General features: G+C 64.7%; 15 protein-coding genes. 12 read left to right on the forward strand and 3 right to left on the reverse strand.

Going from position 1 to position 13,720, the window contains the following annotated elements; all coding sequences use genetic code 11:
• Window positions 1-92: 92 nt before the first annotated feature.
• Window positions 93-914, reverse strand: a complete 822-nt coding sequence (locus tag JOE66_RS10775) for an SDR family NAD(P)-dependent oxidoreductase (RefSeq protein ID WP_239518282.1) — start codon at window positions 912-914, stop codon at window positions 93-95.
• A gap of 137 nt (window positions 915-1,051) precedes the next feature.
• Between JOE66_RS10775 and JOE66_RS10780 the strand changes: the two genes are divergently transcribed.
• On the forward strand, window positions 1,052-1,519 hold the full coding sequence (locus JOE66_RS10780; protein ID WP_239518283.1) for a TetR-like C-terminal domain-containing protein: 468 nt from the start codon (window positions 1,052-1,054) through the stop codon (window positions 1,517-1,519).
• 299 nt (window positions 1,520-1,818) lie between these two features.
• Here the strand turns inward: JOE66_RS10780 and JOE66_RS10785 are convergent, their stop codons facing one another.
• Window positions 1,819-2,598 carry a TetR/AcrR family transcriptional regulator gene (locus tag JOE66_RS10785; RefSeq protein WP_205109340.1) on the reverse strand — a complete coding sequence of 260 codons (780 nt, stop codon included), beginning with the start codon at window positions 2,596-2,598 and terminating at the stop codon, window positions 1,819-1,821.
• Window positions 2,599-2,673: 75 nt separating this feature from the next.
• Here JOE66_RS10785 and JOE66_RS10790 point away from each other — a divergent pair, with 75 nt between their 5' ends.
• The 10 genes from JOE66_RS10790 (at window position 2,674) to JOE66_RS10835 (ending at window position 12,193) form a co-directional block, all read left to right on the forward strand.
• The gene (locus JOE66_RS10790) at window positions 2,674-3,525 is read left to right on the forward strand and encodes an alpha/beta fold hydrolase (protein WP_205109342.1); all 852 of its coding nucleotides are present in this window, start codon (window positions 2,674-2,676) and stop codon (window positions 3,523-3,525) included.
• Window positions 3,526-3,671: 146 nt separating this feature from the next.
• A complete protein-coding gene (locus tag JOE66_RS10795; protein WP_205109344.1) occupies window positions 3,672-4,601 on the forward strand; it encodes a helix-turn-helix transcriptional regulator in 930 nt (309 codons plus the stop codon).
• Window positions 4,602-4,820: 219 nt separating this feature from the next.
• Window positions 4,821-5,915: an ArdC-like ssDNA-binding domain-containing protein gene (locus JOE66_RS10800; RefSeq protein ID WP_205109346.1), complete on the forward strand. Its 1,095-nt coding sequence runs from the start codon at window positions 4,821-4,823 to the stop codon at window positions 5,913-5,915.
• Window positions 5,915-6,826, forward strand: a complete 912-nt coding sequence (locus tag JOE66_RS10805; protein WP_205109348.1) for a bifunctional DNA primase/polymerase — start codon at window positions 5,915-5,917, stop codon at window positions 6,824-6,826. The genes JOE66_RS10800 and JOE66_RS10805 overlap by 1 nt, the downstream gene beginning before the upstream one ends.
• Complete coding sequence (locus JOE66_RS10810) at window positions 6,823-7,530, forward strand: DUF2637 domain-containing protein (protein ID WP_205109351.1); 708 nt, start codon at window positions 6,823-6,825, stop codon at window positions 7,528-7,530. Before JOE66_RS10805 ends, JOE66_RS10810 begins: the two co-directional genes overlap by 4 nt.
• A 521-nt stretch (window positions 7,531-8,051) precedes the next feature.
• Complete coding sequence (locus JOE66_RS10815; protein ID WP_205109353.1) at window positions 8,052-8,912, forward strand: hypothetical protein; 861 nt, start codon at window positions 8,052-8,054, stop codon at window positions 8,910-8,912.
• Window positions 8,909-9,988 (forward strand): ParB N-terminal domain-containing protein, encoded by a 1,080-nt coding sequence (locus JOE66_RS10820; protein WP_205109355.1) that lies wholly within the window; start codon window positions 8,909-8,911, stop codon window positions 9,986-9,988. Before JOE66_RS10815 ends, JOE66_RS10820 begins: the two co-directional genes overlap by 4 nt.
• A 70-nt stretch (window positions 9,989-10,058) precedes the next feature.
• Window positions 10,059-10,754 carry a hypothetical protein gene (locus JOE66_RS10825; RefSeq protein ID WP_205109358.1) on the forward strand — a complete coding sequence of 232 codons (696 nt, stop codon included), beginning with the start codon at window positions 10,059-10,061 and terminating at the stop codon, window positions 10,752-10,754.
• Window positions 10,755-10,760: 6 nt separating this feature from the next.
• A complete protein-coding gene (locus tag JOE66_RS10830) occupies window positions 10,761-11,927 on the forward strand; it encodes a M23 family metallopeptidase (RefSeq protein WP_205109359.1) in 1,167 nt (388 codons plus the stop codon).
• Window positions 11,927-12,193: a DUF6112 family protein gene (locus tag JOE66_RS10835; protein WP_205109361.1), complete on the forward strand. Its 267-nt coding sequence runs from the start codon at window positions 11,927-11,929 to the stop codon at window positions 12,191-12,193. The genes JOE66_RS10830 and JOE66_RS10835 overlap by 1 nt, the downstream gene beginning before the upstream one ends.
• 56 nt (window positions 12,194-12,249) lie before the next feature.
• Here the strand turns inward: JOE66_RS10835 and JOE66_RS10840 are convergent, their stop codons facing one another.
• The gene (locus tag JOE66_RS10840; protein ID WP_205109363.1) at window positions 12,250-13,380 is read right to left on the reverse strand and encodes a hypothetical protein; all 1,131 of its coding nucleotides are present in this window, start codon (window positions 13,378-13,380) and stop codon (window positions 12,250-12,252) included.
• Window positions 13,381-13,446: 66 nt separating this feature from the next.
• Here JOE66_RS10840 and JOE66_RS10845 point away from each other — a divergent pair, with 66 nt between their 5' ends.
• Window positions 13,447-13,716, forward strand: a complete 270-nt coding sequence (locus JOE66_RS10845; RefSeq protein WP_205109365.1) for a DUF6112 family protein — start codon at window positions 13,447-13,449, stop codon at window positions 13,714-13,716.
• Window positions 13,717-13,720 lie beyond the last annotated feature (4 nt).

A 13,720-nucleotide genomic window follows, 5' to 3' on the forward strand; every position in this document is an offset into this window, starting at 1 on the left:
CACCACGAACGACGTACTCGCTGCTTGACCGGGGCTGATGGACTACACAGGCTTCGGAGTCGGAACGTTCGCATCGCGCCGTGGCGGCACGGCTACTCGGCTGAGAAACGGGGGTCTCGAGCGTAGTCCTTGTGACGAAGATCGAGCGCCGCCCGAACCTGAGCCGGGGCGTCATCACCGACGAGCACACGTAGGCGATTGTCATCGGTCGCTGCGACACTAGCGAGGATCGCGATAGCTGCATCCTCCGGCCTCGTGCCACTACCCGACTCACCTTGGGGCCACGGAATCTCTGCGGTGCCGAACAGGTCGGTTCGCAGGTCGTCGTAGGAATTCGCTGGCGCACTGAACCGCATGCTTCCTCCGGCCCAGTCTGTGTCCAACGCGCCGGGTTCAATTAGGGACACCCGGATGCCGAACTGCTGCACCTCCGCAGCCATCGCCTCGCTGAACGCTTCCAGGCCCCATTTCGTGGAGTTGTAGAGCCCGAGCATCGGCATTGTGCCGACCGCTCCGACGGTCGAAATCTGAACGATGTGTCCGCCTCCCTGACCGCGCATGATCGGGATGACGGCTTGGCTCAACCAGAGAGGGCCGAGCAGGTTGGTGTCGATGATCGCGCGGGCATCCTCTTCGGATGACTCTTCGATTGCGCCGATTAGCCCGTACCCGGCGTTGTTCACGAGGACGTCGATTCGTCCGTGATGCACAGCGGCCCGCTCCACAGCTTCATGCGCCGCAGAGCGATCACGAACGTCGAGGGTCTGCACGGTCAGATTCCTGTGCTCGGGGAGAGAGTGCTCGCCCCTGACCGTTGCGACCACGGAATGTCCCGCGTCGAGAGCCGCCAAGGTGATCGCGCGCCCGAGGCCTCGATTGCTTCCGGTAATCATCCAAGTTTGTGATGAAGTCATGTTTTCACCATATCTCAAACTGGACGCACCGTCTCGTTTGTGACTAGTGTTCTTGCATGGCGCGTCAGCAAACACGAAGCAAAGTGCACGAGGCAGTGCTATCCCTCGCCCGTGAAGCTCAAATCAGAACGATCACCATGGAGGGCGTGGCAAAGCGGGCCGGCGTCAGCAAGCAGACCCTGTACCGGACCTGGCCCTCGACAGGGGCGATTCTCTTTGACGCTCTCCTATCGCGGAGCACGGACGAGCATGACACTGTCGCAGTGCCGGATTCCGGCACCCTCGCTGACGACCTTCAGTCGCTGGCAACGGCAACGATCGCCGAGTTGACCGACCCGACGCACGAACCATTGTTGCGAGCTGTGACGGCAGAAATGCAATCCGACGAAGAGCTGGCAGCACAGTTCCGCGAACTACTTCTAGGCCCGCAACTCGCTGGCATTTCGAACCGCTTCCGCCAGGAAAACATACCGAACTCGGACGACCTTGCAGAGTTGTTCGTTGGCCCAATATTCCATCGATGGCTACTTCGCTCGCGTCCATTCGATTCCGATTGGGTGAGGGCGCATGTGGCCCGCACGTTGCGCGGCGCACTCTCGGCGTGACGGTATTTGCAAGTGACCATTGATTGCACTGTCCGCACTCTCCTCTACGAAATCGACTCGAGACATCGCGACCTGACTCATGGCCGCACGAACCCTGACATCTGCCCCTCGTCGCCGATTGATCCCCGAACATCATCCGGGGCCGGATGAGCGCCAAGCCAGGCCCCTCGAAAGTCCACCACCGTTTCTCACCTGCCTTCAGCGGCAAGCAATTTGTCAAGCTGAGCAGGCGTGACGAAGGGCGAAACGCCGCGGCGGGTGAGAGCAGCGAGTCGGTTGTTCAAGGTCTGGCCAATTCTTCAATTGCCCTCGTGGGCCATAGCCCCTTGAATCAGAAGCGTGACTGTTCGCCTCAATTGGGCGCGGGCGGATCGCTCCAGGTATCCCTGAGCAGGGTCGTCGCCCGCCTCTGGTTCCGGGAAACCAGGCTCGAGACGAGAGCTCAGCGGGAACCGCTCCGCCAGATCCAGACCGAGAGCAGCTACAGCAGCCGACTGTTCCTGCCACCACTGCTCGTCGCCCTTTCCGGTGACACGTTTGGCGTATCGGGCATCGGCAATGAGGCGTCCAGTGTGGCGACACAAAGTAAGCAGCGCCGAGGCGACCGTGGCCTCCTGCGCAGCAACCAGGCGGAGCGGGCTAAGGCGGCGAAGCAGCGACTCAAGCACCTCCTGCTCATGAGGCCCGAGGACCGGACGCGACCACGAGAGCTCCGTCAGCCAATGATGTCTTGCGTAAAGCCCGGTCAGCGCGCGCGTCCACTCATGGACCTGCCACAGGGCGCTCTGATCTTCGGTTGCCTGATCGTCACCAAGTGGCATGAACTCGGCGTGCGCTGCGTCGTACATGAGGCGAAGCAGCGTGTCCTTCCCATCCACGTACGAGTAGAGCGCCATCGGCGTACGGCCCAGTCGCGTGGCGACCAACCGCATGGACAAGGCCGGCCCATCGCGGTCGTCAGCGACCGCGATACCAGCTTTCACAACCGCTTCCATGGTGAGGTCCGACTTAGGGCCCGGTCGTGGACCTAGCCGCTCACCCGAACCCCACAAGAGCCGCAGCAGCTGGGCGTCGTCCACGTTTCCTCTTCTTGCCATGCATACCTTTATACCGTAGACTATTAATCCCTTACAGCGTAGACCTTTGGAGAAAATGTGGCTGACTTCATCGCGACCTTGCACGACGGAACGACTTTGACCGGCACGACTTCCGGGGTCGGACCTGCCCTGATGCTGCCTGTCCGAACCCTCCCGCACGAAAGTGCGGCAGCAGAAAACATGCGCCAGTGGGGCGCGGACCCCGACCTTGGCGGAACCCTTGTCCGTGACCTCTCGGAGCACTTCCGAGTCATTGCCGCTGACTACGAGGGGCACCGCATGGATCACCCGGCCGCCACAACTCTCACCCCGGACAACCTCGTCGCTGATCTGATCGCTGTCGCCGACGCGGCCGGGGCTAACACTTTTGCCTACTACGGCTATTCCTGGCTCGCCCTCGCCGGCCTCCAACTTGCCCTGCGCACCGATCGACTGTGGGGCCTAGTGATGGGCGGATTCCCGCCCGTAGCCGGCCCTTATCAAGCAATGCTGGACGTCACTCGCGCCGCTCACGATAAGGCATTGAGTCCACAGAAACCCGCCGTGGAACCAGTGAAACCCGGAGACTGGGACGCAGCCGGGATCACCGTCGGCGAGCAGGTGACCGCGCAGTTTGTCACGCTCTACGAAGCCCTCGAAGATTTCGAAGACGATGCAGCACAACTGAAGCTGACAGGCCCGCGGCTCGCGTTCGCCGGCAGCGACGACAACATCACCTACGGCCCAGGCTGGGGCGACACCATCGTCACAATCGCCGAACCGCTCGCTCGAAATCGCGACTATCTCTCCAGCCGAGGATGGGATATCGAGCTGCTCCCCGGACTCGATCACATGAGCGCCATGCACAGCTCGAACGTCCTGCCCTTGTTGAGCCCTTGGCTCATTAAGAACGCCCCACAGTCTGCCTAGCAGACAGCGTCGATCGGTCTCCCGTGCCGCACTGGACAGAGCATCCTTTCGAGCCGTCGAAGCTTGCCCAGTCATGGACCACGATCAGCTTTAAGACGGACACGGACATTCAGCAAAGTTTGTGTCCCACCGGGTGACCCGGCTACATGTCTGAATCAGCGGGAGACCCGCCACAATTTGCGCCGATCCTTGCCCGGACCACAGCCGTTCATCAGCCCGTCGGGCCAGCCACCTACGACTGCATCAAGATCATCGTTGTACGTTCCGGGTCAGCCGTCCTGTTCAGCGAGTTCGGCGAGAAACGAGTCCGAGATGGTGACGTCGTCGTGCTCGCGCCGAACGTGCTGTGCGGAAGCGAACCTGAGGGTTGGATCACGGTAACGACGATCTACATCGATCGTCGTTACCTGATCGACCAGTTCTACTGGCAACACTGTGGTGAAGTTCGTGACCATCTTGATGCTGCTGACTACCTCGAAGCCCGTTACAGCGAGCCCGCCCAAATACTGCACCTAGGCGAGCAACGCGCCGGGCATCTAATGCCATGGCTCGATGAACTTGTGGCACTCAGCCTCGACCACAACTTCGAAGCCCACTTCTACCGCATGCAAGCCCTGTTATTTGCGGTGCTCGACATCATCGTGCCCCACATCAGAACATCTCCCACTAGGCGCTCCCCTCTGCAACGGGCGAGGACGGCCGTGGGACCGGCGCGGTTCCGACCGCTTCGTGAAGAGGCGCTCCAAACACGAGAGCTACTGAGATCCGCCCTGACCAAACGATGGACGCTTGAGACGCTCGCCGAAGAGGTTCATCTGTCACCGACCCACCTCTCCCGCGTATTCGTCGAGGCTTTTGGCCGCACTCCGTTGTCGTACTTGAACATGCTCCGCTCAGAGGAGATGGCCAGACTGCTCCGTCAAACTGACCTCCCGATAGGGACCATTGCGCCTCAGGTCGGCTGGGCCGATCCTGGCCACGCCGCACGAGTTTTCCGCGAGCACGTTGGCGTCACCCCGAGCCGATACCGGGCCATGGACATGCCTGCGGGCGAGTCGACGGCTAGGCCGATCTGACCATCTTGTAGGTCGATATCGACATGTTTCACGGACGGCAGGTCCGCCGACTTATGAGGGCTGGTAGGCCGGACTGATCGTCAGGTTCAGCGCAGCACCTGGTGGTCGCTCTCAGCATTGTCGCTGTCTGTCGTCCGTCTCACTTCACTGACTCGTCTGGCGTACCTCATGGTCGCAAGGCTCACCCACTCTCGGGGGAGCCTCCGGGGAGGAGGAGTGATGGCGACGGCGGATGAGGCCATAGCTGCGCGGGATGCGAAGCTCGATGCCCTCCACGACAAACTAGCCACTGCGGTCGAGCAACTTGTGTCGGGTAGCGACTGGCGGCAGGCGTTGGAGTTCGCCGCCCGGTTCCGCGCCCGCTCGTTTAACAACACGTTGCTGATTTGGGCGCAGCACCAGTCGGCGTTTGAGGTGGGTCGAGTGTCGGAGCCGATGCCGTCGTATGTGGCGGGGTTCAAGCAGTGGCAGTCCCTCGGGCGGCAAGTCTCGAAGGGGCAGTCGGGGTACATGATTTTCGCCCCGGTCACGGGGCGGTTTGCCTCTGCGACACCGTCAGTGGCGGAGTCGTGGCGAAGGTTGGGTCGCTTCGAGAGGCCCAAGCCCGGCGAGGCTGTCCGTTCTCGCCTGGTCGGGGTGCGTCCGACCTATGTGTGGGATGCCTCGCAGACAGCAGGCGATCCGATCCCCGAGCCTCCTCGCCCGCATCTGTTGGAAGGCGAAGCGCCCGCCCGTCTCTGGGACGGTCTTGCGGCGCGGGTGGAGGCTGAGGGGTTCGCGGTGTTGCGTGTGCCGCATGAGGGAATGATCCACGGGGCGAACGGGGTGACCGATTTTGCGGCGCGGACGGTGGCGGTGCGGGAGAACATGGACCCGGCTGCACAGGTGAAGACCCTCGCCCACGAGCTCGCCCATGTGCTGTTGCACGGCCCGGACAATGCGGACGCGACCGGCCATCGTGGAATTGGTGAGGTGGAGGCTGAGTCTGTCGCGTTGATGATCGGTGCCGCGCACGGCATGGACACCAGCAGCTACACGATCCCCTACGTCACCGGGTGGGCCAGCAACGTTGACGGGCGATCTCCGGTCGAGGTGGTGCAGGCCACTGGTGAACGCGTCCGCAAGACCGCCGCAACGATCCTCGATAACCTCGACACGGCACAGATAGGCAACGGCGACCCTCCCGGACACATCCGCGACACCCCAGCAACTCGGACCTCGAGCCCGCTACGCGAGCCGGTGGTGGAGTCAGCCAGTGATCCTCTGACCGAGTCGTCGCAGCGACGCTCTTCTGCTGCGGTGAGGAGCCTGTGATGGGCATCATCGACGTGTTCCCACTACTCGCCGGTCTGTCCCTGCGCGATGCGGCTAGGTTGTTGGTGGCGGAGGGTGCGCCCGTGTTCCCGTGCGTGCCGGGTGGGAAGCGTCCGCTCGTGGAGCATGGCTTCCACGACGCCACCACCAACCCTGCCCAAGTTGAGGCGTGGTGGCGTCGGTGTCCGCAGGCGAACATCGGCATCCCCACCGGAACCGCCTCCGGCGTTGAGGTCGTGGATGTCGATGTGCATACCGCTGGTACCGGGTTCCCGGCGTTTCGTGCTGCGCACCGCGAAGGTCACGCCGCCGGATGGGCAGCACTAGTTCGCACCCCATCGGGCGGGCTGCACGCCTACTACCCGGCCGACGCCGACAGGTCACAGCCGTCCTGGCAAGCCGCACGTGCGCACGTGGACTTCCGAGGTGCGGGAGCCTACATCATCGCCCCACCCTCGCTGATCGCCCGCCCGAACGGGACCCGGGTGCCTTACCGGCTGGTCATCGTCAACGGCAACACTGCCGAACCGGTGGAGGCGGCAAGGCTGCGCGACTTCCTCGACCCCCGAGCGGCAGTCCCATTCACGAGCGCCCGCGCGGTACGGGGTGTCCAGCGGGATGCGGATGTGAAGGTGCTGGCGGGGTGGGTTGCCAGCCGTAGTGAGGGTGAACGTAACCGGGGTCTGTTTTGGGCGGCTTGCCGACTCGCAGAGGCCGGCACTCCCCCGTCCGCTGCACTGGATGCGTTGGGGCCAGCGGCGAACCACGCCGGGTTGGGTGCAAGGGAGATAGTGGCGACGATCCGCTCCGCATACCGCACCACCCACACCGACCACAGTCGCGAAGCGACTCCGCCCGCAGTCGATGAACGTCGCGCGATGGGCGAGTCGTCGGGGCGGGTGCTGTCATGAGTGAGCTGGTCGTGGTGCGGGGTCGGCGCTTGGCGGTGGTGACGGCGATCGTCGGGACGGTGTTCATCGCGGCCGGTGCGTTCTGGCTTTCCTTCACCGCCCTGGCGGATCTTGCCCGAAGGTCAGGGATCGAGGCAGGTCAGGCGTGGGCATGGCCGCTGATCGTGGACGGCATCATCGTTGTCGCAACCGTCGCCGTCGTCGCGCTCGCCGGGCAACGCCGCCCGACCCGGTACCCGTGGACGTTGCTGGCTGCGGGGGCGATCGTGTCTGTCACGGCGAACGCGATTCATGCCATCATCGCCGCGGACAGCGACGTGCCGAGCGTGCTGGCCGCGAGCGTCGCAGCAGTGCCACCGCTTGTGCTGCTCGCGATCACCCACCTCACCGTGATCCTCACCCGCCCTGCAGTTGCGGAGCAGGACGCCGTCACTGCGCCGAGCTTGGCCGAGCGGACGGAACGCGAGCCGTCCGGTGTCCAGGAATCAACCACTGAATCACGGGAGCTTGTGCCGCTGCCAGTCCAGAAGGATGCGTCCGGCATGCCAAGTACGCGGCGTGCGGTGGCTGAGGAGTTGCGGGAGGTCCAGGGGTGGTCGAACAAGCAGATCGCCCGCCACCTCGGCGTGCACCCCTCAACCGTGGGCCGGTGGTTCACCCCACCCGCGCTCACCAGCACTGAGACGACGGAGGAAGACGGATGAACGACCAAGAGATGCCGCAACGTGACCCGCGCAAGGAAACAGAAGAACCCACCGTGCGCCCCGATGCCGAGAAGGCTTCCAGCGAAGCGGAGCGGTCGGCGTTCGCGATGCACCGCGACCCATCCCTCGCGGCTGGTAGGTCGGGTCGGCGGGGCGGGCGCGGGATCGAGTGGGTGCGGCCGTCGGATCTGATCGCCGCTACCAGCGCCCGGGCCGCGGGACGCGGCATCGACTTTCAGGCTGAGCTCGCCCGCCAAGCGCGCCGCGCACCTGGCCAGGCGGTTCGCGCCGGGCGAGACGGAGTACGTGCCGTGCGGGAACGTGCGGGAACGCGACCTCGCCGCGTCCAAAGCACCTCGCCTGAGCCGGACGTGTTCGACGCCGGTTACCGCCGTCCCTCGTCGTCGTGGGTGCGCCCCTCCGGGATTGGTCTGGGGTGAGCTGACATGCCCGCGCTTCCTGGACGCCGTCACGGTGATGCTGGAGAGCGCGTGCGCACCTCACTTCCAGGAGGTGCCCCCATGTCACAACACCCACACACCAACCGGCCAGGGTTCGAGAACTCCGAGAACCTTCGCATCCTGCTGAACAGACTCCACGACGCCGGTGCTCACGCCTGGCAAAGCGATGCGGACGCGGCAGCGTTGATGCGCCACGCCGCGACCAAGTACGCCGCTCTCGCCCGCAAGCACGGGCTGGACCCGTGGGAAGCCGCCGCGGCGGCGTTCGAGGCAATGCGCACCCCAGCAGTACGGCGAGCAGATGACCCGTGGGCGGTCATCACCCGTGCCGTGCAGGTCACCTGCATTGCCGAAGACCGCGCCAACGGACTGCTGTGCTCGGTGCATCAAGCCAGACGTCCCCGGTACTCGAGTTTCCATGACGCTGAACGGTTCTCCGACCGAGAGAACCCCCTCAGCGACTACCACCCCGCCTTCCACGTCGACCCCTTCGAAAACGATCACAGCGAAGACGACGAGCCCGTGAGTGAGGACGACCGGTCGACGGGTGTGGGGTCGGCGGTCGAGGACACGATCGTCTTGTTCTGCCTCCTCGGCTGGGAACCCGAACTCGCCCACGCCGCAATCGACTACGTGTGCGCGCGGTTAGCGGAGTCAGCGTCACGCGCGGGCGCGTACGAATCGTTACGGCGCGACCGTCACGCCCGCGCCCTCCTCGATCTCCCCGCGCCATCGTGGTACCGGCTGCTGCGCATCGTCCTCGGCTCCCAAGACACCGCCCACACCGGCACGAACGCGGGCCGTGGGGTACTGCTGCGGCTACTCATCGGCGAACCCCTCCAGCACCTGCTCACTGACGAGGATCTCGTGCTGTCCGTCTCTCTCGCCGTGCCCGGGGTGTTGCGGGGGCGATCGGAATGAGCAGCCCCGGGCACATAGAGCTAGAACGGGCGGTCGATTCGATCTGGGCCGGACGTCGGCACCGGGAAGACTACGGCGACCTCGACCCACTTGTGGCCTCAATCGAGCGCGACGGGCTGTTGCAGCCGATCACGATCACCCCGGACGGGATGCTGATCTGCGGCGCCCGACGCCTCACCGCGATCCGAAAGCTCGGGTGGAAGACCATCAACGTGTGGGTGCGGTCCGGGATCTCCACCACCCTCGGGCTACTCCTCGCCGAACAAGACGACAACCTCCTCCACAAGCCCCTCACCCGCACCGAAGAGGCAGCCCTTTACGCGGAACTGAAGGCGCTCATGGCCGACGATGCTGCCGGCCGTCAAGAAGCGTCACGGTTCACCTCGAACCAGCAAAACCCCAGATCACACGGTGGTGCCACCGTGGCCCCACCGCCTCCGGGCGGTGTTGGAAAGACACGAGAACAGGCCGCGCTGATCGTGAGCGGCCGCAACGCCTACACCTCGCTGGAGCGAATCAACGAACTCCAGAAAATCGTTGCCGACCAGTCGCAGCCGACTGAAGTGCGAGTCCGTGCACAAACCGAGCTAGATGGCATCGACGAGGGCGGATCGATCACCGGTGCGCAGCAACGCATCCACGCAGCCCAAGCCCTCGCCGAACTCGACACCCTCGCCATAGACACCACACAGCCGGCCGGCATCCGAGAGACCGCCGCCGCCGGTGCTGCACGGTTACGAGAACTGGAAGACACCGCACGGGCGGCAGACCTGGAACGACTCGCACAGATGGCGTTAGAGCGCGCGAAAGCTGCCACAAAGAAACGCCCCGCGCAACGCGCCGACGCGACCCGGCTGCGGGCGGTCGAGGACGAACCCCGCGCCCTGCTGCCGGTGCGTTCATTCGTCTACCTCTGGGACGAGCTCGCCGAATGGGCTGACCGGTACGACCCGGCCGTCATCGGTGCCGCACTGACACCAGAGCAATGGGAACGATTCGAAGCAACCCTCACGGCAACAATTCGGTTCGCCGATGCCGCCCGCACCGCCCGCACGCGGGGACGCGAAACCGCCTGACCACACCTCCTGCCCGTGGGTTCGGGTGTGTACCTGCCTGGTGACCTGACCTCGTCGGAAGGAACCCAGGATGAACCCCACGGATCGCCGCCGCTGTACCGTACTGATCGCCGCTATCGCCGGCGGACTCGTGCTGGTACTCCTCATCGGGGTCGGCATCTACGGCCTCCTCCGCGGACCCGACACCGCTAGCCCCACGCCTTCAACGACGACGGCAACGGCCGCGCCGGCCCCCACGACTCCCGGCGATGCGGGACCGCGTCCGATCACGGGGCTTGGTGAGTCCGAGGAGTTCGCACGGCAGGTCGCGGAGGCGCTGTTCACCTGGAACACAACCAGCGGATACGGCCCCGCCGACTACGCACAAACACTGGCGGATATCACAGCGAGCGTCGAGGCGGATGCCGCCGCGACCGACGTGCGCGCCTACATCCCCACCCCTGCCGCCTGGGCGCAGCTCCGCACCCACCAGACCCGGCAGCGGCTGAGCATCGACACCATCGACATCCCTGACGCGTGGGAGACCGCCGTGGCACAGGCCGCTCCCGGCCAGCTCCCCGACGGTGCCGTCGCGTACACGATCACCGGCACCCGACACCGGGACGGCATCTGGAACACCGAACCCGTCACCACGGCACATCCGGTCGCGTTCACCGTGTTCCTCACCTGCGCCCCGGAACGCTCGACCGCGCCAGCGCCGGGCGATGGAATCACTGAGACCTGCCAGTTGCTGCGGCTCTCGCAGCTCGACAATCCCCTGCGGTGAACTTTGATGCTCCGCAAACTCCTCGCCACCCTCGCCCTCGCCGGAGTGTTCCTCGGCCCCACCGTTGCCGTTTTGTCCGTCGCAGTACTCGCCAATCCCGCAGTCGCGGCGTGCGCGCCGGGGTCGCTGACCGTCGGCCCAATTCCGGACTCGCTCACTGCGACGAGGAAGAACGGTGAGACGGTCACGCTGAACCGCCAGCAGCTCACTCACGCGGCGACGATCATCACTGTCGGCGGGCAAACCGATGGCGTCGGCCGTCCCGGCGTGACGATCGCGCTGATGGCCGCCCTCACCGAGTCCACCCTGCGGATGCTCGCCAATACCGGCACCTACCCCGAGTCCGGTGACTACTCGAACGACGGCAACGGCAGTGACCACGATTCTCTGGGCCTGTTCCAGATGCGCCCGCAATCCGGGTGGGGCAACGTCGCTGAGCTGATGGACCCGAACTATCAGGCACGCGCGTTCTACGGCGGACCCACCGGCCCCAACTACCCCTCACCACGCGGGCTCCTCGACATTTCCGGGTGGCAGCAACTCGACCCCGGCGAAGCAGCGCAAGCCGTCGAAGTCAGTGCGTACCCGGACAGATATCAGAGCTACCAGCCCGTCGCCGAGGCCATCCTCACCGCCCTCACCCGCCCCGCACCCACCACCGGGGGTGGCGGTGGTGTGGTGCCGGAGACAACGCGGGTCGTGTTCCCGCTCCCGGAGGGGACGTGGGTGCGGACGAGCCCGTTCGGGTGGCGCACCGACCCGATGACGTTCGAGCAGGCCTTCCATTCCGGCAGCGACTACGGTGCCGCAGACGGCACCCCCATCTACGCAGTCGCGGACGGGATCGTAGTGCGCGCCGGATACACCGGCAGCTGGGGCGGACTCATCATCGTCGAACACACCATAGGCGGACAGCGCATCGCCTCCTACTACGCGCACATGTGGGAGCAGGGCATCCACGTCACCGAAGGCATGACCGTCACCGCCGGTCAGCACATCGGCGACGTCGGCTCCTCCGGCAAATCCACCGGTGCACACCTGCACCTCGAAATCCGTCCCGGAGGCCAGGGGCAACCCGCGATCGACGCCGACCAATGGCTCACCGACCACGGCGCAGAAGGCATCACGGGCGGCAGCTCGCGGGCGACCTGCACACTCGGAGGTCGGGCCTAATGGACGTGTTCCCCGACTTCGGTTCTGTGGGCGGCAGCAGCGACCTCCGCATGGTCGTCGGCGCCTTGCTGATGTTCGTGCTCATCATTGCCGTGCTCATGCTTATCGTCTCCGCGATCATCTGGGCCATCGCCTCCGGCACCGGCAATCACCACACGGCGACCAAAGCCCGAACCGGCTCCTGGGTCGCCCTCGGCGCCGCCGCCCTCGCCGGAGCCGGCGTCACCTGGGTCAACTTCCTCCTCGGTATCGGCGAGGGCCTGTAGACGAGGATGCTCGCCGATATACGGGAGCGGGGCGACCTAAGGGTCAGTGTTACGGGTCAGGGGCGAAGCAAGACGCGCCAGTCCTGATTTGCGACGCTGTTGATGACGTCAGGTTGGCGTTCGAGCAAGGCTGCCATCACTCGATACTGCTCGATGAAGTCGTCGGATCCGCTGGTTGGGTTGTCGCTCTTCCAACTTGCCATCGCTTCGTTGAAGTCTCGACGAATCACCGGGGACACACGCGGCAGATGAATCTCCGCTAACCGATTCTCGAGCTGTCGCCGCAAGTCGATGTAGTGGTGCTCCAGATCACCCGCCTGTTTCGCCAAACCATCGGGATCGGGGTAGACGCCGAAGTACATCATCCGGCGTCGCGTTGCAGGAATGGATTCAACCTTTGCCTGAGCGGCTTCCATCTCGCCTTTCGCTTTCTCCAAGGCATCGATGTCACCCCGGACGAGGTCAGGTGTGCCCGGCGTGGTGAGTTCCGGAAGCGGAATGCGAACGCGCTGGACGGCGTCGATGATCTCGGGGCGGACGGCGAGTGAGAGCACACCCGTTCCTTCGTGGACGTTGAGATAGCGGACGGCATCTAGTTCCTCGCTGTCCAGGTCGCTGATCGTGAGTTGGGCAGCTTCCTCATGATTCTCGTCTCGGTATCCGGCATTGATTCGTGCCGGATCGAGGCGAAGTGCAACACGGTAGAGGTAGAACTGGGAACCGCCGTCGTCCTCGTCGTCCATTCGCCGGAGCATGTTCTCGATCGCCGTCTCGTACGTTCCGAGATGCAATGCCTTGGTCGTGTGGTCCGAGATGTAGAGCTCGCGGCTCATGATGAGGTGGTGCTGGTGCTGCTCCAGTTCTTCGACGAATCGGCGAGCGTAGTCCGGGGACGGCCAGTCCGGGTCAGTGCTCGTGTGATACCAGGTGAAGCTCGCAACGGCATCGTTGTCCAGCGCGGGGTCATCCCTATCGCGCAACGCTGCCACAGCGATTCCGAAGTGGATCATCGCACCGCAGTGCGAGCAGCTCATGTGTGCGCTGTCGGCTTCGGCGAAGTAGTCCTGCGCGGACAATACCGATACCTCGCCGCACGCGCAGTTCATCGCGTAGTCGTAGTTGAAGCCATCACTGCGCTCTACGAGCGCTGACCGATCTGCGTTCCCCATCACGCCCAGCGTAGCCACGGTCGCCGTGGTGCACCTGTCTGGCAAGTCCGCCATTTCCCGGCTTGTCAGCAGAAGGAGCATCCAGTGATCGACATCGACCCGAACGATACCGGGCTTCCCGGTATCGAGCAGTTGCGCATCATCGTCGGCGCGGTCATGACCGTCGGCCTCATCCTCTCCGTCCTCGCCCTGATCATCTCCGCGATCGTCTGGGGGTTCGGCGCGAACTCCTCCAACCCCCACCTCGCCTCTCGGGGGAAGGTCGGGGTGCTCGTGTCCTGCGGTGCCGCGATCATCTGCGGTGCGTCGGTGACGCTCATCAACTTCTTCTGGGGCGTCGGCCAGGCCGTCTAACCGA

The organism is Subtercola frigoramans (assembly GCF_016907385.1).
In the GTDB taxonomy this organism is placed as follows: Bacteria; Actinomycetota; Actinomycetes; order Actinomycetales; family Microbacteriaceae; genus Subtercola; species Subtercola frigoramans.